General features: G+C 58.0%; 21 protein-coding genes. 5 read left to right on the top strand and 16 right to left on the bottom strand.

The features are described from left to right. Positions 1-88: 88 nt before the first annotated feature. A complete protein-coding gene (locus ASC97_RS08115) occupies positions 89-658 on the top strand; it encodes a TetR/AcrR family transcriptional regulator (RefSeq protein WP_057467851.1) in 570 nt (189 codons plus the stop codon). A 130-nt stretch (positions 659-788) separates the two neighbouring features. On the opposite strand, the gene ASC97_RS08110 is transcribed toward ASC97_RS08115, so the two are convergent. The 3 genes from ASC97_RS08110 to ASC97_RS08100 all read right to left on the bottom strand — a co-directional run bounded on the left by ASC97_RS08110 (position 789) and on the right by ASC97_RS08100 (position 4091). After that, the gene (locus tag ASC97_RS08110) at positions 789-1307 is read right to left on the bottom strand and encodes a hypothetical protein (protein ID WP_057467850.1); all 519 of its coding nucleotides are present in this window, start codon (positions 1305-1307) and stop codon (positions 789-791) included. A gap of 60 nt (positions 1308-1367) precedes the next feature. Continuing rightward, positions 1368-3506: a catalase C gene (gene catE / locus ASC97_RS08105; RefSeq protein WP_057467849.1), complete on the bottom strand. Its 2139-nt coding sequence runs from the start codon at positions 3504-3506 to the stop codon at positions 1368-1370. Between the two features lie 84 nt (positions 3507-3590). Continuing rightward, entirely contained in the window at positions 3591-4091 is a 501-nt protein-coding gene (locus tag ASC97_RS08100) for a YciE/YciF ferroxidase family protein (RefSeq protein ID WP_057467848.1), read from the bottom strand. Positions 4092-4627: 536 nt separating this feature from the next. On the opposite strand from ASC97_RS08100, the gene ASC97_RS08095 reads away from it, so the two are divergent. Next, positions 4628-4780 (top strand): hypothetical protein, encoded by a 153-nt coding sequence (locus ASC97_RS08095; RefSeq protein ID WP_244481409.1) that lies wholly within the window; start codon positions 4628-4630, stop codon positions 4778-4780. 148 nt (positions 4781-4928) lie between these two features. Then, entirely contained in the window at positions 4929-5150 is a 222-nt protein-coding gene (locus ASC97_RS08090; RefSeq protein ID WP_057467847.1) for a hypothetical protein, read from the top strand. A 267-nt stretch (positions 5151-5417) separates the two neighbouring features. Here ASC97_RS08090 and ASC97_RS08085 read toward each other — a convergent pair whose 3' ends face one another. The 7 genes from ASC97_RS08085 to ASC97_RS08055 form a co-directional block, all read right to left on the bottom strand. After that, positions 5418-5663 (bottom strand): hypothetical protein, encoded by a 246-nt coding sequence (locus ASC97_RS08085; protein ID WP_057467846.1) that lies wholly within the window; start codon positions 5661-5663, stop codon positions 5418-5420. Positions 5664-5728: 65 nt separating this feature from the next. Continuing rightward, positions 5729-6142: a hypothetical protein gene (locus ASC97_RS08080; RefSeq protein WP_057467845.1), complete on the bottom strand. Its 414-nt coding sequence runs from the start codon at positions 6140-6142 to the stop codon at positions 5729-5731. Positions 6143-6229: 87 nt separating this feature from the next. Then, positions 6230-6511 carry a hypothetical protein gene (locus ASC97_RS08075; RefSeq protein ID WP_057467844.1) on the bottom strand — a complete coding sequence of 94 codons (282 nt, stop codon included), beginning with the start codon at positions 6509-6511 and terminating at the stop codon, positions 6230-6232. Between the two features lie 185 nt (positions 6512-6696). Further along, complete coding sequence (locus ASC97_RS08070; RefSeq protein ID WP_057467843.1) at positions 6697-7611, bottom strand: hypothetical protein; 915 nt, start codon at positions 7609-7611, stop codon at positions 6697-6699. A 27-nt stretch (positions 7612-7638) separates the two neighbouring features. Continuing rightward, on the bottom strand, positions 7639-10275 hold the full coding sequence (ligD, locus tag ASC97_RS08065; RefSeq protein WP_057467842.1) for a DNA ligase D: 2637 nt from the start codon (positions 10273-10275) through the stop codon (positions 7639-7641). A gap of 41 nt (positions 10276-10316) precedes the next feature. Then, positions 10317-10625, bottom strand: a complete 309-nt coding sequence (locus ASC97_RS08060) for a hypothetical protein (protein WP_057467841.1) — start codon at positions 10623-10625, stop codon at positions 10317-10319. A gap of 370 nt (positions 10626-10995) precedes the next feature. Further along, positions 10996-12033 (bottom strand): class I SAM-dependent methyltransferase, encoded by a 1038-nt coding sequence (locus ASC97_RS08055; protein WP_057467840.1) that lies wholly within the window; start codon positions 12031-12033, stop codon positions 10996-10998. Between the two features lie 231 nt (positions 12034-12264). On the opposite strand from ASC97_RS08055, the gene ASC97_RS08050 reads away from it, so the two are divergent. Beyond that, positions 12265-14211, top strand: a complete 1947-nt coding sequence (locus ASC97_RS08050; protein WP_057467839.1) for a putative bifunctional diguanylate cyclase/phosphodiesterase — start codon at positions 12265-12267, stop codon at positions 14209-14211. 138 nt (positions 14212-14349) lie between these two features. On the opposite strand, the gene ASC97_RS08045 is transcribed toward ASC97_RS08050, so the two are convergent. The 4 genes from ASC97_RS08045 to ASC97_RS08030 form a co-directional block, all read right to left on the bottom strand. After that, positions 14350-15450, bottom strand: a complete 1101-nt coding sequence (locus ASC97_RS08045; protein ID WP_057467838.1) for a sensor histidine kinase — start codon at positions 15448-15450, stop codon at positions 14350-14352. Next, on the bottom strand, positions 15447-16889 hold the full coding sequence (locus ASC97_RS08040) for an ATPase domain-containing protein (protein WP_057467837.1): 1443 nt from the start codon (positions 16887-16889) through the stop codon (positions 15447-15449). The genes ASC97_RS08045 and ASC97_RS08040 overlap by 4 nt, the downstream gene beginning before the upstream one ends. Before the next feature lie 882 nt (positions 16890-17771). Next, positions 17772-18371: an NADPH-dependent F420 reductase gene (locus ASC97_RS08035; protein ID WP_057467836.1), complete on the bottom strand. Its 600-nt coding sequence runs from the start codon at positions 18369-18371 to the stop codon at positions 17772-17774. 76 nt (positions 18372-18447) lie between these two features. Beyond that, the gene (locus tag ASC97_RS08030) at positions 18448-19182 is read right to left on the bottom strand and encodes an SDR family NAD(P)-dependent oxidoreductase (RefSeq protein WP_057467990.1); all 735 of its coding nucleotides are present in this window, start codon (positions 19180-19182) and stop codon (positions 18448-18450) included. 218 nt (positions 19183-19400) lie between these two features. Here ASC97_RS08030 and ASC97_RS08025 point away from each other — a divergent pair, with 218 nt between their 5' ends. Continuing rightward, positions 19401-20327, top strand: a complete 927-nt coding sequence (locus tag ASC97_RS08025) for a LysR family transcriptional regulator (protein WP_057467835.1) — start codon at positions 19401-19403, stop codon at positions 20325-20327. Positions 20328-20646: 319 nt separating this feature from the next. Here the strand turns inward: ASC97_RS08025 and ASC97_RS08020 are convergent, their stop codons facing one another. Beyond that, positions 20647-21291: an HD domain-containing protein gene (locus ASC97_RS08020; protein ID WP_057467834.1), complete on the bottom strand. Its 645-nt coding sequence runs from the start codon at positions 21289-21291 to the stop codon at positions 20647-20649. A gap of 151 nt (positions 21292-21442) precedes the next feature. Then, the gene (locus ASC97_RS08015; RefSeq protein WP_057467833.1) at positions 21443-21862 is read right to left on the bottom strand and encodes a cupin domain-containing protein; all 420 of its coding nucleotides are present in this window, start codon (positions 21860-21862) and stop codon (positions 21443-21445) included. Positions 21863-21899 lie beyond the last annotated feature (37 nt).

Genomic DNA, 21899 nt, shown 5'->3' with positions numbered 1-21899 from the left:
TCAAGAATTTAAATGACGATCGTCATCTTGCGTTTAAATTACGATCGTCATATATTTTGTCAAGGATATTTTTCGAAAGGAGTTGCCTATGCGTCCGACCAAGGAACAGGCGAAGGAAAACCGGCAGCGCATTCTGGAGTCGGCGGCAAAGCTGTTTCGTGAGAATGGCATCCACGCTGTCGGTGTCGATGCCGTCATGAAAGGGGCCGGCCTCACCCATGGCGGGTTCTACGGTCACTTCAAATCCAAGAGTGATCTTGCAGAGCAAGCGTTAGCCCATGCGATGCAGAACATGCTGGGCGCCGATGCCCTCAATGGTTCGTTGGACGATTTCGCGGAATCCTATCTTTCCCCCGAGCATCGCGCGAACGTTGGCGCGGGATGCACCGTTGCCGCTCTTGGTCCAGAGCTTGCGAGACTACCGCAGGCAGAACGAGGCTCGGTGACAGATCATATCCGCGGGTTGATCGCCCATATGGAGAACTGGCACACGGAGAGTGGTTTCAGGCCGGACCGCGGTCAAGCGATCGCAGATGTAGCAAGCTTCGTCGGCGCTCTCGTCATGTCCCGGGCGGTGAACGATACCGCCTTGTCGGACGAGATCTTGGCAAGTGTGCGCAACAGGGCGACCGGGGCCCAGGACAACGTTTTGGCGTAACATCTGGTTCGCTGGCGATGCTGCCGAAGGCCGCAAAAGTCGGCCGCCACGACACCCGTTGGGCATCAAGGCAATGGCTGCGGATCCCCAGAACGCGTCCAGTGAAGCCAGGTGTCGGTTTGCGATCGATCTATAAAACCCAGCGTCTTCCATAGCACCAAAACTGGTGGAGAAGGTCATTTTTCAAAATACACTCGGCCGGCGCGTGGAAATTCTGTGGCGCCTCTTCTAGGCCGACAAATGCCAAATTGGTGATGGTGCTCGGGTTGCCCCTGCCCTGATCGAAATCGGCGATCTCCACGATAACGATGTTAGGAGCTTCTCCGATTGCGGCTTGCACATCTTCAAAGATGTCTGAAGTCGGGAATGACGAGCCGGCATAGAACATAATGACATGGTTCGCCGTAAACTCGGCTAATTTGGGGATCAACGAACTCGCCGGAAGCTCGTTGAAGGGACCGTTGAGCCAAGCGCACCTACCGACTGCGGTGAGCATGCCGAAGCCCGCAGCGCCGCTGAACTGATAGAACGTTTGCTCGTGCGTCAGATACTGTGCTGTCCATTTGAATGTCCTATCCCCGGCAGCTGGTCTCATCATCGTATCGAGGTCGGAAAGTACCTCGTTAAATACTTGCGCTGGTGCCGTCACATCTACCTCTCCAACGACCCGTATACGGGCGCGGCAATCCTGCCACGCCCGAACCGCTGCCTATTCCACCGGTGGGGATGCTTTTCCAAGTTTGACGGAAGGCTCACGACCCCATACGCGCAGCTTTCCTAGTTCCGCGACAAAGGCTGAAATCCCTTCTTCGCCGGGAAGGGCAACTACCCCTTCATCCTCCGCGCCCACAACACCAGCTTTTTCCAGAAGCAGCACTGCCGACTGATCATAACCGATGAACTTGCAGTGCTGGAAAGCATCAGCTACGAAATCGCGGGCAGTCGCCTCTTTCAGGAGATCGTCGATCGCTGCAGTGGACGTCAATAGTGCGACCGCGTCGAACAGTACCGAAGGTCCGCCATCGATCATATGATGCGCCGCCACCCAACTGCCGTCGGACGCCCTCACTCCTCCAACCTTCGGCGCAATCAGCTCGAAAACCGCCTTCTCTTTGGTGATAGCAGCAGTCAGTCCTTTGAGCAGCTGGGCGTCGACCCCGTCCGTGACAAGAATGCCCAGCTTGCGACCTTCGAAGCGCTTCGGACCACGCTCAATGATACTGAGGGCCGGCGAGGGCTCGAGATCCTGGCGCGTCGGCATGGCGGCATCGGCCGGTTCGGGCATGGACTGAAAGGCCAGCTTCTGGGCGACGGTGGTGGCAAGCGTCTCATCGATGTTCAGAAGGTGCGATACCATGCGCTCGCGGATCACGGCACTTTCCACCTTGCTGAGCTCGAAAGTCAATGCGGCTGCGATGTGCCGTTGCTCGGGCGGGGTCTGGCTAACATAGAACTGGCGCGCCTGGCTGTAGTGGTCGGCGAAGCTCTCCGGGCGGAGGCGAACCTTCTGCCCTTGTTCCTCGGCCCGGAAGTGGCGATAGCCTTGCACCAGAGACTCCCGCGGTCCTTCGCCATGCGAATTTGGCTGATAGTTCACACGCCCGACAGGATTGCGCATGGCCATGTGGCCGTCCTGCTGGAAGGTGTGAAACGGACACTTTGGCGCGTTAATCGGTAGGTGCGTAAAGTTCGGTCCACCCAGTCGCTTGAGCTGGGTATCCAGGTAGGAGAAGTTTCGACCCTGGAGAAGGGGATCGTTGCTGAAGTCGATGCCTGGCGGCACATTCTGCGTCATGAAGGCAACCTGCTCTGTTTCTGCGAAGAAATTATCGGGCATGCGGTCGAGCACGAGTCGGCCGACAGGCTGGGGAGGTAGGATCTCCTCGGGAATGAGCTTCGTCGGATCCAGAACGTCGAAGTCGAAACTGTCCGCAAACTCTTGGTCGAATAGCTGTACCTGCAGTTCCCATTCCGGGAAGTTGCCGGACTGGATCGACTGCCAAAGATCCCGTCGATGGAAGTCGGGATCCGCACCGTTGATCTTTACCGCCTCGTTCCATGCGACGGACTGCAAACCGAGCTTCGGCTTCCAATGGAACTTGACGAACGTAGACTCGTCCTTGGCGTTGACGAAGCGGAACGTATGAACACCGAAGCCTTCCATGAAGCGGAAGGAACGAGGAATTGCCCGATCGGACATGACCCACATGATCATGTGCATGCTCTCGGGAGTCAGAGTGATAAAGTCCCAGAAGTTATCATGGGCCGATTGCGCTTGGGGAAACTCACGGTCGGGCTCTGGCTTCACTGAATGGATGACGTCGGGAAACTTGATGGCGTCCTGAATGAAGAAGACGGGGATGTTGTTGCCGACCAGATCCCAGTTGCCCTCTTGCGTGTACATCTTCACAGCGAAGCCGCGAACATCGCGGGCAAGGTCAAAAGAACCCTTACTACCTGCGACGGTTGAAAACCGCACGAAGACGGGCGTTTTCTCGCCCGGACGCTGGAAGACGTCGGCGCGGGTGTAGGCTGCTAAGGATTCATAGGTCTCGAAAAATCCATGTGCGCCATATCCTCGGGCATGCACGACGCGCTCAGGAATTCGCTCGTGATCGAAATGGAAGATTTTTTCCCGGAAATGGAAGTCGTCAATGAGGGCCGGGCCCCGGGCCCCGACACGCAGTGTATTCTGATCGTCAGCAACCGGTCCACCCTGCGCCGTCGTCAGTACTGGATGTCCGTCTTCGGCAAACTGATGAAGTTCGCCGCCCTCCCCCCTATGAAGCTTTTGATCGTGGATCGTCGCTTCATTGGCTGGTGACACCGCCCTGGTTTTCTTTGCCATTGTCTTTTCCCTTGAGTGGATTTTTGAACCTAACGACAGAAACGGCCGCCCAGTCCAGGGCGGCCTGCTCCATGCTCGCTGTGGTCACGCGGCCCTTGCGCCCTTGGCGTTGGCCAGGCCTTCCGCTAGCTGGGTCAGTTTCTTGTCCGTGGCTTCCTCTTCAGCGAGACTGGCCTGCAGGAGAGGAATCGCCTCTTTCAGTCCAAGCTGCTTGGCCCAAGCGATCAACGTGCCGTAGCGGGCAATCTCGTAGTGCTCGACAGCCTGTGCAGACGAAATAAGCCCGGCGTCGAGGGCAACTGTGCCCTTGTAGTCCTCCATGATCTCCTCTCCTTCGGCGATAATGCCTTGGATCGCTTCGCAGGTCTTGCCGCGTGCCGGCTTGCCGAGAAGCTCGAATACCTGTTCAAGGCGGTCTATTTGACCTTGGGTTTCATCACGATGCTGCAGGAAGCCTGCTTTTCCGTCCTCAGACTGCGCAGCGCGCGCCATCTTTGGAAGCGCTTTCAGGATCTGCTTTTCGGCGAAGTAGATATCCTTGAGCGTATCCAGAAAAAGGTCGTTCAGTGTTTTTTCCGTTGCCATGTTGTCCTCCTATGCACGAGTACGTGAGGGCATACCCAATGCTTGTTCCTTAAGAAGACGCTCCGTCGCGGAAGCGCCGATCGGGTTCCGACCAAGCCTGCCTGTGGCGTGAGCTTAGTGGCCTATCAACCAACAGCGGCTTCTCTTGTTCCGACTTTGGTTTCGCTTTCTTGCGAGATTTGAAAGCCGGCCCGCTAACTGGCACTGCAGGTGGCATCGCCGGACTGACATGCGATCTGCTTCAGGCTCGGTAGGCATAGGCCTGCAGCTCCAGGTGTAGCGAAGTGAGCATCCAATAGATTCAAAGATTGCTCCCATAGCCGATCGCTGCAAAACCGCCGCCGGGATCGAGTGTCCATTGGAAGTCGCCAAGAGCTTGCGCAAGCGGCCCGCAGACGCTCTTCGCGTTATTTTGCCGTTGTGTGGACGGACGTGGGTAGTGGGCCCTTCATGCAGGGCGGAAGGAGACTGCTCATGCCACCCGGTAAGGAACCGGGCCTCCTTCCAGGAGTTCTCTTCTAGGAAGGAGAATGCCAATGGCACAGAACCCAATCCCCGTATCCGCAAAGCTCCCGCCAAAGTCCCTGAACAAAGACATTCAGGACGACGAGCTTCCCGAAACCAACATCGAGACCAGCGTGCACCACCTGTCACCATGGGCAACAGCCGGGAAGCTGGTGACGGCGTAACCGATGCCGATCCCAAGGCTGGACGGGCAGACCCGAAGGATCGCATCCCGGCACCGCAGTTTTCAAACCGGGAGTGAAGCGCTGCCCGACGGTTCGGGCGAAGGTGAACAGAATTCGCCTCCACCGGCGTCAGAATAGGAGAACGACCATGTCCAAAATCACGATAGGTCTCAACGATCGCGACGGTCGCGCAAACGATGCCTCCCTATCCCAGTCTGGCCCCGGCATCCCGGACCACGCCGGCCAGCCCATAGAGGTGTCCAACGAAGAAGCCAAACGGATTCGCGCCAAATTCGAAGCCGAAGCTCGCGCCAAGGTGAAGGCCGAGATCGAGGAGCAGATCGAGAAGCCGCAGCGCGGCTCAGCGTGAAATCGCGCCGATGCTACGCTCGTTACCAGTCGATACTCGCATTCGATCTTGACCAGCGGATAACGTGTCCAAGGGTGGGAACAGTCGTCGCCGACGCTGGCGTTCTCGTCATAAGACGTGCCAGCCGATAGAAAGGGGACCTGAACGTCATATAGTTGGTGCGCAGACGTCACTCGGCTGAGAGGCAAAGACCTGCAGGACAGTAGAACGACCGGGGGCAGTCTATCCGCCGCACAGGTTCCTTCTGAAGTTCGATAGAACGACCCGTCAGTGAACTATATAATTCAGCAGGAAACCGCGGCCAATTTCTGGCTTAAGCTCGAAGGTTCGTCGGAGTAGCCGGGCAGCTTCGTCCATTACAAGGGCGGCGTCCGTCAGCTTTTCGATTTCAACATGCAACCGGTAGGCCTCGATCTCGTCGATTCCTGTCCCCAGTAATTGTCTCGTCGTGTCGATCAGGCGTTCGGTGCGATCGACGATGTTGAGGCTATTCTTGATGATCATTTCTAGCATGCGTTTTCCCCTCGCTTGCAGGTCAAGCGTGGCAGAAAATCACCTCGTTCGCAATCGCGAATGGGCTAGATCCGGTCCCGTACCTTGTCGTACAGATCGCGCATCTCGTCGAGAGCGCGGTCGTATCGCGACCGCGCCGGCGCCGCGCGGGAGCCAGCGATAGCGAAGGCGACAGCCCCGACGACGGCGGCGACCGCGACCAAGGTCGAAACCGGATACAACTTCACAGTAGCTTCGGACTGCCTTGCTGCCTCGCGGGCGCCACCCTTGACGCTCTGGGCGGCAGCGGTCACCTGCTTCTGCAACGTTTCAAGCTGCTTGCGGAGGGCGCCGAGTTCTTCATGAGGATCATAGTGGGGTTGGCTCGGGACGCCGACCTCTCCGGTCGCAGTGTCGATGACACCTTTCGGTACGGGACTCGCGATCTTCGCGCCTGTGGTATCAAGCGCAGCGGGTTTAGCGGGCTTACGGGGTGGCATTTGGTTCCTCCTAGATCGGTTATGTGAGAAGTGGAGCGGTGCCCACGGAGAACAAGCCTCTCGCGAGGGCGTCGGACCAAGCGGGCATCAAGTGAGCCTCCCCACCATTTCTGCGTAGTCTGAGAAAGTGAACTTCTCGCCGCGCTGAGCGGCCTCGTTGGCGAGGAGCAGGACGCGGATCGGGAAGAGCGTGGCTGCGCGGTTCGGGCCGGAAAGTTTGTGGCCGTCGTCCTGGTCGACCGATCGCTCCGCCTGGCCTAGCGCGGCGGACATTTCCTGATGCGTCACCACACCTTTCGCGGTGAGAGTGTCCGAAATCGCGGCAACCGCCATTATAAGGCCCTCGAGCTGCAGGTTCGCCGTGTTCAAACTGATCTCCTTCTTGCATGCCCTGTCACCCCTCGATAACAGGCAAGGGTGCCTTGAAGTTCCAATGGCTCGGAACTGGTTTGCGTCAAAGATGTTGAGTTCGCACCTTCGACTCCCCCTGGATGCCGCGACGTTTCCACGGACCGACGAATTCGCCTGGCGCAATCCGCAGCAAGCAAAGCGCCTCACGGGCCTTCTGCTGATCTTTCACCCGATAAGCCTTTTCCTTCCCGGCGCTCTCGGGCCCGTCGCCTAGATTTGGCGTCGCGCCGCGCAGTTCGCAACTCCTCCAGCGTCGGCAGCCACCAACCTCTTTCGAGTTCGCTCTGGTCCGGCGAGGATCGCGCCGGCCACGTCGTCACCAGTTCCTCCAGTGAACCCGACCGCCACGACGCCCAGATGTATTCTTCGCCAGCTGCCGGGGAGAAATAAAATGCACTGACCGTGGCAGCGTCTGCCAATTCGCCGTGCGTTCCGATGACGAAGACGACCCCGACATGCGTGCCGATCGCGCGCTCGAAGGGCGGCCCGGCATCGCTGGGAACCGGATATCGCTTCCGCCGGCGCTCCCTCGTCCTCGCCTTGGACGCCTCATCTTCCTTGGAGCCCTTGATGGCTTCGCGCCGCGCCCGCCGGGCTTCCGGCTCACTTCGCCCGGCGGCCGCCTCGATCGCTGGCCATCGCTGCCGGAGCGCGTCGACCGAACGATATGGCACGGTCCACAGGCGGCGATCCGCGTCCCAACGCGCATAAGGAGTTTCGCGGATCTCGTTGATGGCGCTGCGCGAGTAGGGCGTCCGGATCTCCAAGGCAGTGGGCGTAGCTTCAAGATAGTGGCTTTCAATCGGCTCAAAGGCGAAGGCGTCCCTGCCCTTCTCGTCAGCGAACCTATCGGCTTCAGCCTCCATCTCCGCCAGCCAGCGGCTTATCCGCTTTCGAGCGGTGCGGCCTGGCACGAACCAGGCATTGAGGCTGTCGCTCCATCGCGCTCGAGGAAACGTTTCCCGAAACCGCGCGACCGTCATCCGATCGTGCGGCACGTCAGTCGTGGCACCCACTCGGTCAGGCGCAGCAGATGTGTCTTTCGTTTCCTCATCCATGTGTTGTGGCCCGAGTACGTCTCTAGTTCACGCCGCCCGTTTTGCTTTTTCGAGACGCTTGATCGCCTGCTCAAGGGGGCGTTCGCCATCACAATAGTCATGCCAGGCGGAGGTCTTTGCAAGAAGGGCGGGCACTGTTCGGATGGTAAATCGCTTCGGGTCCAAATCGGACTTCACCTGCGTCCAGGTGAGCGGCATCGAAACCGTAGCGCCGGGCCGCGCACGCGGTGACAGCGGCGCCACGGCTGTCGCCGTGCGATCGTTTCGGAGATAATCGAGGAAGATCCTCCCACCCCGCAGGCTCTTGGTCATCTTGATGAGATAGAGGTCCGGGTTGTCACGCGCCATCTGCTGGCAAACGTCATGGGCAAATCCCTTCGCCTCGGCCCAGGAAAGAGGCTTCCGTTTGTTGACGGCAAGTGAGGTGACGACGTGCAGCCCCTTGCCGCCCGTGGTCTTGCAGAAGCTGACCAGGCCGAGATCGTCGAGCCGGTCGCGCATCTCGCGAGCCGCCGCAACGACGGTGGAGAATGGCACATCCGGGCCGGGGTCGAGATCGAACACCAGCCGGCCGGGCACTTCCGGCTGACCGAGCGCGCAGTTCCAAGGATGCAGCTCGATGCCGCCGATCTGGGCGATCGCCGCAAGCCCTTCGATCCGATCGATTTGCAGGTACGGCTTCTTGTCGCCGAAGACTTTCACGAGTTCGAGAAGGTTGGAGGTGCCGGGCATCGCGTGGCGCTGGAAGAATTGCTCTCCGCCGATCCCGTCCGGCGCGCGAATGATCGAACACGGCCGGCCTTTGATGTGCTCGATGAGCCAGCCGCCCACGGCTTGATGATAGCGCGCCAGCTCTTCCTTGGTGACGGGCTCACCATCGCCGGCATCCGGCCAAAGGGGCTTATCGGGATTGGAGATGAGCACACCCATCACCTCGGCCTTGGCGCCTTTGCGGCGGATAGGCCGTTTCTTTGCTGTCGCGGCAGGTTCAACTGTCTCCGTTGTGGCGGGCGATGCCGGCTTCTCAACACCGACCTCTTTCGCCGGCTTGTCCTCGCGCAGGCCTTTGAAGGCCGCCTGGCGGACGAGGCCGTCTGCAGTCCACCCTTCGAATTCGATTTCGGCAACAAGCTCGGGCTTCAGCCAGACAACTTCGACCTGCTTCTTCGGAGCACCGATACCGGTGAACGGCGATCTCGCCGTCTCGAGCGCCTTCAGTTTCGGAAGTAGCATCCCGACCTTCCTGGCGCCGTAGCCGGTTCCGACACGGCCGACATAAACGAAGTGATCGCCACGGTGGACGCCGACCAGCAGCGAGCGGAACTTGCGGTTGGTCGTGGCATAACCCCCAATCACCACCTCATGACCAGCGCGGCATTTGGATTTCGCCCATGTGTCGGCGCGGCCTGATTGATAAGGCGCGTCCATCTGCTTGGAGACGACACCCTCGAGGTGCAGCTTGCAGGCAGACCGCAGCACCGCGTCGCCACCCGATTCGAAATGTTCGACATAGCGAATGCGGGAACTATCGCCTGCCACCGCAACTAGATTTTGGAGCCGCTCCTTCCGCTCGGCCAATCGCATCGAGCGCAAATCCTCGCCACCGTCGAACAGCAGATCAAACGCAAAATAAACCAGATCACGTGTTTTGCCCTCCGAGAGAGCCGCCTGGAGAGCCGCAAAATCCGGGGCGCCATTCTCGTCGAGCGCGCAGATCTCGCCATCAATGATGCAATCTTGCAGTTCTGAAGCAGCCTCAGCGATATCAGGATATTTTCTCGTCCAGTCGAGGCCTTTGCGTGTCTTCAGCGTCACATTACCGTCAGCGACACGCATCTGGATCCGGTAGCCATCGAATTTGATCTCATGCAGCCAATCATCTCCGGCCGGCGGCCGATCAGAGGTCTGGCAAAGCTGCGGATCGATGAAGTCCGGCAGGTCAGCGGCGGTCGAGGTCGCACCATCCTTGCGGGACTTTTTCTTGCGCTCGTCGGCCGCCAACCCATGCTTGCTGTCCCAGACCGCGTCCGCCTCGACATCCGCGTGCGCCATCATGAACGGTCTCGGTTTGCGCCCCTTGCCGCTGGCGATTTGCTCCATGCTGCGCCCGGAGGCGACTGAGGTCGTATTCTCCTCCAGGATCGCCGCGCCATTCTCTTCGACGGAATGAGCGTCATGGTGTTTTATCAGCAGCCAGTTGGTCCGCTTGCCGCCATCGCGGTCGTTGCGCATCCGGACCAGTACGAAACTGCCGTGCAGCCGCTTGCCCTCGAGCGTGAACTTGAGGTCGCCCTTCTCCAGCGCCTCTTCCGGTGATTTCCGGCCCTCCGGCTCCCAATAGCCACGGTCCCACAGCATCACCGTACCGCCACCGTACTGACCCTTCGGGATCGTGCCTTCGAAATCGCCGTAATCAAGCGGGTGATCTTCGACCTCGACGGCCAGCCGCTTGTCATGTGGATCAAGCGACGGTCCTTTGGTCACCGCCCAGGATTTGAACACCCCGTCGAGCTCGAGCCTCAGGTCGTAGTGGAGGCGAGTGGCATCGTGCTTCTGGATCACAAACCGCTGCCGGTTCGACGATCTGACGTGAGCCTCGCCGCTTGGTTCGCCCGTCTTGTTGAAATCGCGCTTGGCGCGGTATTTTGAAAGATTGTCGGCCATGGGACCTCTTGAAACCTTATTCTTGCGCGGGCGTCGGTTGCTTAGCGGCTCGATACCCGTAGCGCGCCGGAGTCTCCGAGACTGCGCTGCACGGCGGCGATCTGACTGGAGGCGATATCCGCCGAGACCTCGATCTCGCCTTCGAGGGGTGCGTCGCGACGAGCGCCATCATCATGGGACGCATCGCCGCCCGACGGCGTCGAACCCACTGTGTTGCGATCGGTTGCGGACTGAATGAAGATGTCAGGCCTCGAGATACCGCATTGCTGAACCAGATGTTCGACAGCCAGATCGGCTGCTTCCCGTGTTTCGAATGTGGCCCGGATGGTCGTGGTGCTGTCGTCGGCCATTTGGTTGTCTCCTGCTGCTGATGTTCACAGGGAACGCCTCAGGCGGCCGGTAGTTTCGCACAGCGGCCCACTGCGCGATTGAAATGGTTGATTATCCCAGCGCAGGCCGCCTGTTCCCTTTTCGTTTCCCGTAAATGACTGACCGGTCCCATCGAGATCGCTAGAGTCGCTGACGGTATTCTTCACGGCTCGCCGGGTGGGATCGCCGACAAACCCCCTTTTTGCTGGGGCAGGTGTGGTTCGACTTTCGTCGCCGCCGACCGTGGACCGGCGTAGTTCGATGGCACGTCGAGCCTCGACCTGCATTTGCAAAGAATGCCGCTGGCTATAAGTGCCACCGACGTTGTGCAGGTGCTTTTACATGAAGTCGCTACGTGAGTTTTTCGATTTCGCAATAGAGGATATTGCGATTGGCCCCGAACCAAACAGAAACATTGACATCCGTATCGCCAATACTCTCACTAGCGATCATCCACATTTCTTCTTCGGTTCGGAGCAGGAGCGGCCAGTTCATGAACGTTTCCATATAGCCATCGACGTCAGTTTCCTGTGAAAAGTTAGCAAACAGGAAGGAGCCGCCGGGCTTGAGCATGTTCACGCATTTTCTGGTCAACTTCACTGCAACGGTGTCGGGCAAATAGTCGTAAAGGCCGGCCGCATACACGAGGTCGAACGTTTTTAGCACGTGCCTTCCACCAAGCAGCGATCTTACCGATCCGTTCACTGCTTCGACGGACGTTCCGGCGAAGTCGCGGGCGACCGTCCCAATACTCACGGGGTCCTGGTCCAAAGCCACCCAGCGCTCGATTGCGCCTGCTCCAAGAGCGGACGACAGCGCCGCCTCACGGAGGTGGCCCGAAGCCACGGCGAGCACCTCGATGGGTCCAGCACGAACCGAGGCAATTTCATCCACACGCTGGGCCAGGATGTCGCGGCGCTCCCTTACGGCGACGGATGAGGATGCGTTCCTGGTATACTCGTAAATCGCCCTACCCAAATAGGTTGATGCGTCGACCGCCTCAGCAATGCCGGTACTGCCGTAGATAAAATCCAAAAGATGTGCGTCGCCAGAATAACCCCGCGGCTTTTCAAACGACCAGCGGGTCAAGGGATCTTGATGGAGGAAGTCAGCAACCGGATGTGCTTGCGCGAGCAACACCATGTCGTCCCAAACTTCCGCATGAAAACGGCGGCGTATTTGATGCAAGGCATGCGTCAGACGCTCGATTATCGCGCTTGGCTCGACGCCTGATTGAAACTGCCGGAGTGACAAGTCAAGCGACAGGGCGAGTTCAGCTTCAGCGAGAATAAATTGGCCTGGATCAAAAGCAACAGCCCCCTCCGCAGTCCGACGAATTTGACCTGGTTTGATCAGGCTTGCCCTATCGAATGCGAAGCTTTGTACCATTTCGAGACCCCGTTGACGCGGGGCTAACCATAAACAGGGTCGTCACAAAATGCGACTAGATTCTACACGCGGCGAGGGTAATTCTAGTATCGCGAGTGTGATTCTAACCTTATCAGCAAGGCCGAAGAATTACACGCGGGGACCGAAGTTACCGATAGTAATATCTGGAGGGCAACAAGGCATGACATACTATCGCGTGTATTTTGATTATAGCCCGTCTGGCCTCATTGTATGAGATCGTCCGTTGTCGAAGTGCAATCAGGTGATTTGAACACAAACTTTTCACTCGCTGAGGCCTGTAGGTCTCTCGAATCTGAGAATGATGCTGTTCGAAGGAGAGGGTCACGGCACGGCTTGTGGATCGCCGTTGCGGTTTATGTTGCGTTCGCAGCTCCCGATCAGTGGCTGATCCCCGACGTAGCTCCCGCAACGATTGCTTCGCGGTTGATCATTGCCGCGCTAGCGCTGTTCTCCTTCGAGATCTTAAGAATGGCCAATGCGAAAACGGTGTGGCTGGATCTAACGTGCGCCTCAGCGTTGGTCGTCGGCTATATCGGTTGGCTTTGCCCAGCAATCGGGACAAAAGACGCAACCGCCATGTCATACTACATGGTATTCGGGGCGATCTTTATGATGGGTGCCAACTTATTTTTCAGCTTCCCGTTTCGGTTGTCGGTGGTCACCTCTGGCATTGTTTTGTGCGCGTTTTTCATTTCGATCTTCCGGTTCTTCCCGTCGAACCAAGCCTACCAGATCGCCTTTGGGATGTTTTACGTTTCATGCTTTATCTTCACGTCCTTCGTCAATTGGCGACTAAATGTCGAGCGTCGAAAGGTAATGCTGAATGCGGCGGAGGCTCGCTATCGGCACTGGGAAGCGGCGGAACGCGGAAAGGAACTGTTGGAGCTTTCACATACCGACTACCTAACAGGGATCGACAATAGGCGAGCGTTAGACAGGCGGCTCGATGAATGCTGGAACGCCTGGAAAAATGAGCGCCGCGATTTCTGTGTGATCCTTTTGGACGTGGACTTCTTTAAACGGTTCAACGATCGCTACGGACATCAGGAGGGAGACCGGTGCCTGACCGTCATCGCCAACACGTTGAGAACTCTTGTCGAGCAGTCCAATGGCGTGATCGGCAGGTATGGTGGTGAGGAATTCATCGTCGTCATGCCGTTTGAATCTCCTGAAATCGCGATGAACTTGGCAGAGAGGATTCGAAAGAAAATCGAGCACCTTGCGATCGGACACGAAGAGCGCCCGGATGACACGTCAGTCGTTACTGTAAGCGTTGGCATCGCATTCACGCGCGAACAGTCCGGAGAAAAGGTTGAACGGATTGTTCGCGAAGCCGATCTTGCGCTCTACAATGCGAAAGCGAACGGCCGAAATTGCATTCGCGCATTCGATCCGTTGTTACCTCGCCCGGACGACAACGCGGGGAAATTAGTACCGTTGTTGGCCGCAGCTATCGACCGGAACCTCGTGTCCCTCGTCTATCAACCGATATTCGATGTGGTGAATGGCAAGGCACGGGCTGTCGAGGCACTGATGCGCCTAAGGCTGCCGGACGGCACCGCCGTCTCGCCGAAGGTCTTTATTCCTGTTGCAGAACGGACAGGCGCTATTCTTGAACTGGGTAGATGGGCAATCAAGACGGCGTGCCGCGATATCCTGATGACAGATCGGATGGCGACCGTCAGCGTCAATGTATCTCCCGTACAGCTACGCTCGCCCGGCTTTGCCGCAAGCGTCGGAGATATTCTGAAGGAGTGTGGAATTTCCGGGTCACGGCTCGCCTTGGAAGTTACCGAGGGCTTGGATTTAGATATACAGGCCGAGGTGCTCAAGTGCATCGCAGATCTACGGACAATCGGTGTCGAGATGTGGCTGGACGATTTCGGTTCGGGCTTCGCAGGATTGTCGTGGCTGCGGGCAATCGAGTTCCATACGGTAAAAGTGGATCGAACATTCCTGCACGACTGCTCCAATCAGCGCGGGCTAACAATGCTTCAGGACATGGTTTCTCTCATACGCAATCGCGGAAACACAATCCTGGTCGAAGGCGTGGAGACTGCAGCGCAAATGTCCCTTCTCAAAGATCTTCGCATCGACCGCGTTCAGGGATTTCATCTCGGGATGCCTGTAAGCGCTGAACTTTTGAGCGCGGCATAATTGGCTTTGAGATGCGCGAGTGCTTGACCTGAAAGGGTTGGGCGACGCGAGAGTCCGGCAAGCCAGCGGCGTCGTCACTACATGCCTTTCGATGACGCTGCACTCGGGTAGCATGCTAGCGGATAGAGTTCATTTCACTCATGAGGCTGGGGTTTCGCCTTGGTCTTTTGCCAACCGGAGACCAGCTGATACGGACTGTTTCTGTGGCGTTAACCGCGAAAGCGGGCCACCGATGCTGCACTGAAAACCAATCGGAGCAAATGTAATGGCCGGAACTCTTCCAAATATCGATCCGAGTGCCGAACGCACATAACGGGTGCCGTATCCCTGACGGGTTGGTTGCTGTACAGTTGGTCCCCCTACCTCGACCCAATTTAAAGAGAAGCTAGGGTCGCCGGTTCTTTCGACTTCCCATGATAGGTTCACCTTGCCCTCTGGGTGGGATAGCGCGCCATATTTGATAGCGTTTGTTATAAGCTCGTGCAGGCATAGCGCTATGGTTGTTCCAGCCTCCCGCGTCACAACCACGTCCTCACCCCGGACGTCGATGTGACTGACGCCTCCGCGGTTGTAAGGCGATAGGGTCACGTCCACCACGGCAGACAGCGACACCTCTTCTCCGCCGGCCTCGAAGACGGCAGTATGGACGTTCGAAAGCGCCTGCAGCCGATCTGTGAAGTCGTTGGCCAAATCGTCCACGGTCGCTGCGTCCCGTTTTGTCATGCGAAAAATTGACGTTACGCTCGCCAGGATATTTTTCACGCGGTGATTGAGCTCTAGTCGCAGTTCCCTTTCACGCTCGATAGAATCGCGCACCTGGCGCTGGCGCAGTCGTACTAGTAGATTTGATTGAATTGCGTTTACGAGTTCCAGCGCTGCGATGGGACGCGTGTGGAACAAGAGACGCGAACCCGGCCACGACGACTGTAACTGAGTGCGAATTCGTGAGATCGGTGCTGCGCGTTCCAGCAAGATAATAACGGGCACCTCAGACCAGTCGGGCTGGTTTGCAATATGGCTGGCAATCTTTACGACCACATCGGGTTTGAGCGCCTCATGCGTAATGACGATAACGCCTGGAGCCAGAGCGAGAGGCTGGAGCAGATCCTCGTCTGCATTTGCTGCTATAACATTGACATTCTGTTCACGCAGCAAAGCGGCGATGTAGTCGGCGTCCTTGCGAAAAGGAGCAAGGACGAGCGCCCAGTCCAGCTCGCTTTCAGTCGGAATTTCGTTCATTTTGGATCTGGAAGAGGATTGTAGGCAACAACGCTGACTTTGCCGCTCTCGATCAGCAGTTCGCGGATATCGAGGTCGTGCGGGCCGTGACGCTTTTTAACCACGGTGATGTTTCGTCGAAGGCGCCCTTCGTGTTCCATCATCCGAAGCAAAAGAACTGTGTCGCCAAGAAAGCTGACGTCGACATCGATGCCGACATTTTGGCCAATGAGGCCGTGCTGAGCCACGATCAGCATGGTCAGTACGCCGGAACGTGCAAGGTATTTCAAGAGCGACTGGATATCTCGAACTGCCTTTTCCCGATACGGCAAGGAGTTGAGATAGCCGGTCAAACTGTCGATCACGACTACCCGCGACTTATTCTGCGTTACGGCATCTTGGACGATCTGCCCGAACTCGCCCGGCGAAATTTCGTTTGGATTGAAATCGCGCAGAATCAGCTTACCGTCCTTGTGGAACTGCCTCAGTTCCATGCCGAGGCCTTCAGATCGTCGGAAAAAGGTTTCCAATCGCTCTTCGAACAGAAAAAGCGCGACGTTTTCGCCACGTTCCAGCGCCGCAGTTGCATAGAGCGACGACATCGTCGACTTTCCTGTGCCCGATTGTCCAATAACCAGCGTGGTGGTTCCGGCCTCCTGGCCGCCGCCAAACATTTCGTCGAGCTCGGCGACGCCGGATTTGATCAGTTGCGGCGTTGAAGTCTCCGATGCCGCGCTCGGCATGATGCGGGGAAACACGACGACACCCGAACCTTCGCGAATTGCCATATCATGATAACCATCGGCGATCGGCACGCCGCGCATCTTGGAGATTTCGATGCGGCGGCGTACACCACCATATTCTTCCAGCGACTTGTCAAACCGGATGACGCCGTGCGCGAGGCCTTCAACCTCTTCTCCACTCCGGTCGAGACCTGAAGTCTGCGTGTCCAGCAACAGCGCAACGACGTTCTGTTTGGCCAAGAATGACTTGAAGCCAATCAGTTCGCGGCGGAAGCGTGGAGAATCCCCCGTGATCAGGCGGATTTCGAGTAGGGAGTCGTAGACAAGGCGGCGAGGCTTGTGCTCCTCGATTGCAGCTTCGATGGCCTTTCGGGTCTCGTCGAGCCGCAGGTCGGAGGTAAGAAATATGCTCTGATCATCGGCCTCATTGACCAACCCTGAGGTCGAGAGTTCTTCAACGCGGATGCCATCGAGCGTCCAGCCGTGAGATACGGCGATAGCCTCTAGTTCCGCTGCTGTCTGCGAAAGCGTTACATAAATGCAGCTTTCTCCAGCCTCAACACCCGCTCGCAGGAACTGCAGGGCCGCCGTCGTCTTACCCGACCCCGGGGCGCCCTGAAGCATATAGAGGTTGGAGGCCGGGAGACCGCCTCGCAGAATTTCGTCAAGTCCTGCAATTCCAGTGCTGACAACCGAGGGCTTTTTCCGTTTGGGCATATTCACCTTCCGCTGCGACGCTGGGCTAGGGGCACAATCTGTGTACCACCATGCGAGAGACACCATGCTGTTATATTTGTCTTTTTCAAAACATCAACACACCGAGCCGCCGGAGTTAATGTGGAAGAATGAGCTAAGGACCTGACAAAGTGATTCAAGTTGCGCGCGGCATCCGAGCTGTATCCGGCTTGATGCGGCATCGAACTGCTGTGCAGTCCTCCACGTGCGAAGCGATGGTGGCCCTCATACCTTGGATTTGGCGCCGACCTCGAAATGGCCTTCACCCCCCGGGACGGTGGACACCCGAACCCTCACCAAAGGACCAAAAGTCCGCTTTCGAAAGATCCGCTGGCTGCGACCCGCGACGACCGCAGATGACGGCTCGCCGCGCCGTCATCACGAGCTCGGTACCGACAACCGCACCCCCCAAATCCGTGGTCCCCACATATCCGCATGGCGTCGATAGGCACCGGGCCACTCCAGAAAAGTTCCAGGATTGGATCGCGCCGAACGCCCACCCTCCTCTTCCAACCTGCAACTGCCGACACGATCCACCCCAACGGCAAGGATAGTCTGGTGATGGGAGCGCGGCGAGCCAGGACCGGATGCGCTTCGGCTTGCCCACGAGCCGATCGCCGTCTGTGCGCGATGACAGGCTCAGGGTCCTCGAGGTTGATGATGACGAAGTTATGGGCAAGGCCCGTCTAACACAGTCGTCCTCACCACTCCGGCCGCCGTAACGGGTGGCCCGCTTCCCGATGCGCGGGACGGGGTCGCGGCCGTTGATCATCATATCGGTTCGTTTTCTTGACGTTGGATTGCGTCCGACCTAGTCGGACGCGTGGTTGGTCCACGCGGCGGACGAAATTGCGATCCCTATCGTCAGTCCAACTCGACCAAGTTCTTGAAGATCAGTTGCCCCCAGGTATTTCCCCGCGCCTGGACAAGCAGCCCACCTTCCGAAAGCCCGCCGAGGTTGACCGGCGCGAAACCGAGATTTTTCGCAAGCACACCAATCTCCATCAAAGCGCCTTCATCGTCGCCCGCCAGGAACACGACCCTTCGGCCACCCTGTACCTCCGGATCTTGATCAAGGACGGCGGCGACCAAATGGTTGAAGCCCTTGACCAGTCGTCCACCAGTAAAGGCCTGCGCGACGAACTTAGAAGAAGGTTGTCCCCCGAGGTCCTCGGTGGGCACGCCGTAGGCATTGGTTACATCGACAATAGTTTTCCCCTGCCAGGTGGATAGCGCCTTCGCGACGTCCTTGTGCGACTCGAAACGGACGGCCAAAAAGACGATGTTCGCCTTGACCGCGTCCGCCAGTTTTTTGGGAATGATCGTGGGGCCGATCGCGGCCGCGGCGGATGCAAAACTTTCCGGGTCGCGAGTGGTTGCAACGGATACTTCGATGCCTCTACGGGCAAACGCCTTGGCCAAGGCCTGGCCGATATTGCCGAAGCCGATAATTGCGTAGTTCATAGGTATTCTCCTTTTGTTTATCACATCCGAGGGCGCTCGGAGTAATCGAAAGACGCGCCCGCCCGGAGGTAGTGCGTCAGAGTTGCGCTAGGCCGCCGTCTACGGCGACTTCGCTGGCGGTCATGAAGCTGCTGTCCGACGACGCCAGAAAGGCGGCCACTGCTCCGATCTCAGCCGGATCGGCCATCCGCTGGAGCGGGGTCATCGAGGCGAACACCTTCTGGCCCTCCTCGCCTAGCGCTTCCTTCGCGAGTTCGGTCGCCGTCGCCCCGGGCGACAGCACGTTTACCCGGATGCCGGTTCCCTTCAGGTCCTCCGCCCAGGTTCTCGCGAGGTTGCGAACTGCCGCTTTGCTCGCACTGTAGGCGGTCATTCCCGGGGCGCCCGTCGCGCCGGCGCTCGATCCGGTCAGGATGATCGAACCGCCCTGACCCATCAGCGGCAGCGCCTTCTGCACCGTGAAAATCGTACCTTTGACATTGGTGTCGAAGGTTTCGTCAATGTGCTCGGCGGTGATCTTGCCGAGCACGAGCTGGCTTCCCGCCCCGGCGTTGGCGAAGACGATGTCGAGTGTTTCACGCTCTGCCTTCACCGCCGCGTAGAGCAGATCAAGGTCTGCCAGATCGGAGACCGAGCCCTTCACCCCGCGGGCATTGGGTCCAAGCTCGGCAACAGCAGCGTCGAGCGCTTCTTGCCGGCGGCCAAAAATGAAGACGACGGCGCCCTCTTCGATGAAGCGCTTGGCTGCGGCGAAGCCGATGCCGGTAGCGCCGCCGGTGATGACGGCGGTCTTTCCATTCAGTCTGGTCACGTTGTGCATCCTCTATTGGGGTTGGGCGGAACCTGGAGAAATTGCTTGGGACGGCGAACCCACCCGCCCCGTTTACGACTTGGAGGTGGGATGCTCAGCGCAACGCTATCAGTGTAGAAAGTTGCACAAGGGTGGTGCATAATTACACCGCCTGCATTATAGGATCTGTTCTAGATGCACCGCTCACAGCATCGGCATCGCTATTTGCCGGGAACACAATGACGATCGACTGGGATGATGTTCGATATTTTCTCGCAGTGGCACGACACGGTTCTGTCCGCGCTGCCGCGACCCAGCTCGCGGTGAATCACACAACGGTACTGAGGCGCATCGCGCAGCTTGAGGCCCGGCTCCATTCGCAGTTGTTCGAAAAACTGCCGGCGGGCTATCGCCTCACCGAAGCTGGCGAACAGGTGCAAGAATTGGCAGAGCAGATGGAGGCTTCTTCTCACCTCTTGGTGAGCCGCGTGTCCGGCCGTGATCAAGCTGTGCGCGGTCCCTTGCGAGTAACAATGGCGCCCACCCTGGCCACACACCTGTTGATGCCGGACTTTGCCGCCTTTACTCGACGCCACCCCGAGATCGAAATGGAGATCCAATCCACTTTAGAGAATGTCAACCTGACAAATCGCGAAGCGGACGTTGCACTGAGAGTGGTTTTTAACCGCAACTCGTTGCCGCAGAACCTTCACGGGGTGAAAGGCCCGGACCTTTCCGTAGGCGTCTATATGTCTCGCGACCTGCTCGCGGCTTGGGAGGCCGGCAATTCGGGCCACATCAGATGGATATCAAAAAACATAGAGGGCGTGCCGGAGTGGGCCCGTGGCGATGCCGTCGAAATTACCGGAGCCCCGTTCCGGGTTCCAGAAGATGCAGCACATCTCGAGGCGATGCGCCTTGGCTTGGGGATATCGGCGATTCCCAGCTTCGTTGGAGATACTGAGTCGCTGCTCGTCAGAGTTCCTGGCACACGTCTCGGCCCCCATGGAACGCTTTGGGTGCTGACACAGGGCGAGACGCGAAAGACCAAGCGTGTCCGCCTGTTCACGGAATTCATATCAGAGAGACTGCGTGCTCACGCGGACGTTCTTTTGGGCGACAAACCTCCCCAGGATCAATCGGCCAAACTGACCAACCAACGATGAACGCGATCAGTTTGCCGGATGGGTGAGGTCGAAGAATAATCCGCACCGAGACTGGGCCGCATGGCATGAGTGCTGATCGATCAGAAAGCAGGCCCGGGGTACTGCACCTTCGCGACGCTCAGATGGGATCAGTTCACTCATGTCAGAGAGGGAGCAATCCGAATACAAAAACGACGAGGGAACGCGCGTTGTTACAAGCGCGGGTCCTGGCGTCGAAGCGCAGTCAAGCCGCTGAATAGAGGACTGGAGTTTCCGCTTTTTCGCAGCACGCCATTCGGCGCCAATGAGGTCATTTTCCCAATAGCAGCCCTGCCTGAGCTCAACTGGGCCAAGGTGAAGCGAGGATGACGCTGCACATATCGATCCGCTGAAACTCCGGGTCCTTGAACGCCAGGACGTCGTCATTGAAGGTCCCGAAGGTGGTATGGGGCCGGTGCTTCATGCCGCGATAGAACGCGTCGATGATCCCGTGTTTGAAGTTGTCCTCACGGGGAAAAGCTCTGACAACAGCCTGACGTTCTTCATCGGTGAATTCATCGAAGCCGCGACCGGCCACATCCATGCCGGCCCCACTCTGAAGCAGTGCGATTTCGGAACCCATGAACTCCGGTATGCCGGGCGTCGTGTGGAGAGCAACGGCGTTCCAGACGGATTGCAGGTCGCTTGTGGTGACGCCGTAACTCCTGAGGAAATCGCGCGCGGCGTTTGCACCATCCACCTCAAAGCGCAACTGGCTACTCTCGTAGTGCGCCGTCAGGCCGATGTCATGGAACATCGCAGCTGTGTAGAGCAGCTCGGGATCAAAGGTCATGCGTTTGCGGTTTCCTGTCATGGCTCCCCAACAGAAGACACGCGCAGAGTGGTGGAAAAGCAGATCGCTCTCCGTGTCGCGGATAAACTGCGTCACATCACGGGCCAGTTTGCTGTCAGGAATTCCTAAGGTGAGAAGCTCGTCTGCGTTCATAGTCTTATCTCCTTGCTACGAGACCGGTAGATAACAAAACACCCCAGCCGGCTTGGCCGCTCTGCGTGACAGGAGGTCCCGCGAAGCGACTCGGTGCCATTGTGAGCAATATGGCTGTCGTCACACCGCGTCGTTGGTTTCCAGACCCCGTTCATTTGATTGGGGTTGTGAGCGTAGTCTCGTTTGCATCGACGACGAAGACTGCGAGTAACCTTGCTGGCATTGTCTTGCTGGCGTTGCGGCTTACGGAGTGGATCGCACCAGGTGGTTCAAACCAGCTATCGCCGGCTTTGTAGATGTGGTTCTCGCCATCATTTACCTTGGATTCAATCTCTCCTGCGAGCACATAGGCGTAGATGAAGGCTGACTTGGCGTGGCTATGCGGTGGTGATGCAGCGCCCGGTGCATAGTCCACTTCTACGACGCGCAGTGACTTGCCAGGGAAATTGGCAATCGCTTGATCGAATTTGGGCACAACCGTTTCCGCTTGGCCGTCGTGGGCCGAAGCGTAGCCGCCAATGGTGGACGCCAATGCGACGCAGATCGCAGGGAGGATAATGCGGATCTTCATGATTTTCTCCTTCTGATACGGCAGAGATGGCCAGTCC

It is taken from the genome of Rhizobium sp. Root1203 (genome assembly GCF_001424945.1).
In the GTDB taxonomy this organism is placed as follows: Bacteria; Pseudomonadota; Alphaproteobacteria; order Rhizobiales; family Rhizobiaceae; genus Rhizobium.
The sequence above is the reverse complement of the archived record's forward strand: the minus strand, read 5'-3'. Positions and strand labels throughout refer to the sequence as shown.

Coding starts and splice junctions, on each gene's coding strand:
- ASC97_RS08080 (WP_057467845.1), bottom strand. CDS start 6,142: ATGCCACCCCGTAAGCCCGCTAAACCCGCTGCGCTTGATACCACAGGC.
- ASC97_RS08035 (WP_057467836.1), bottom strand. CDS start 18,371: ATGAACTACGCAATTATCGGCTTCGGCAATATCGGCCAGGCCTTGGCC.
- ASC97_RS08040 (WP_057467837.1), bottom strand. CDS start 16,889: ATGCCCAAACGGAAAAAGCCCTCGGTTGTCAGCACTGGAATTGCAGGA.
- ASC97_RS08020 (WP_057467834.1), bottom strand. CDS start 21,291: ATGAACGCAGACGAGCTTCTCACCTTAGGAATTCCTGACAGCAAACTG.
- ASC97_RS08055 (WP_057467840.1), bottom strand. CDS start 12,033: ATGGTACAAAGCTTCGCATTCGATAGGGCAAGCCTGATCAAACCAGGT.
- ASC97_RS08100 (WP_057467848.1), bottom strand. CDS start 4,091: ATGGCAACGGAAAAAACACTGAACGACCTTTTTCTGGATACGCTCAAG.
- ASC97_RS08050 (WP_057467839.1), top strand. CDS start 12,265: ATGAGATCGTCCGTTGTCGAAGTGCAATCAGGTGATTTGAACACAAAC.
- ASC97_RS08025 (WP_057467835.1), top strand. CDS start 19,401: ATGACGATCGACTGGGATGATGTTCGATATTTTCTCGCAGTGGCACGA.
- ASC97_RS08060 (WP_057467841.1), bottom strand. CDS start 10,625: ATGGCCGACGACAGCACCACGACCATCCGGGCCACATTCGAAACACGG.
- ASC97_RS08090 (WP_057467847.1), top strand. CDS start 4,929: ATGTCCAAAATCACGATAGGTCTCAACGATCGCGACGGTCGCGCAAAC.
- ligD (WP_057467842.1), bottom strand. CDS start 10,275: ATGGCCGACAATCTTTCAAAATACCGCGCCAAGCGCGATTTCAACAAG.
- catE (WP_057467849.1), bottom strand. CDS start 3,506: ATGGCAAAGAAAACCAGGGCGGTGTCACCAGCCAATGAAGCGACGATC.
- ASC97_RS08095 (WP_244481409.1), top strand. CDS start 4,628: ATGGCACAGAACCCAATCCCCGTATCCGCAAAGCTCCCGCCAAAGTCC.
- ASC97_RS08045 (WP_057467838.1), bottom strand. CDS start 15,450: ATGAACGAAATTCCGACTGAAAGCGAGCTGGACTGGGCGCTCGTCCTT.
- ASC97_RS08070 (WP_057467843.1), bottom strand. CDS start 7,611: ATGGATGAGGAAACGAAAGACACATCTGCTGCGCCTGACCGAGTGGGT.
- ASC97_RS08115 (WP_057467851.1), top strand. CDS start 89: ATGCGTCCGACCAAGGAACAGGCGAAGGAAAACCGGCAGCGCATTCTG.
- ASC97_RS08085 (WP_057467846.1), bottom strand. CDS start 5,663: ATGCTAGAAATGATCATCAAGAATAGCCTCAACATCGTCGATCGCACC.
- ASC97_RS08015 (WP_057467833.1), bottom strand. CDS start 21,862: ATGAAGATCCGCATTATCCTCCCTGCGATCTGCGTCGCATTGGCGTCC.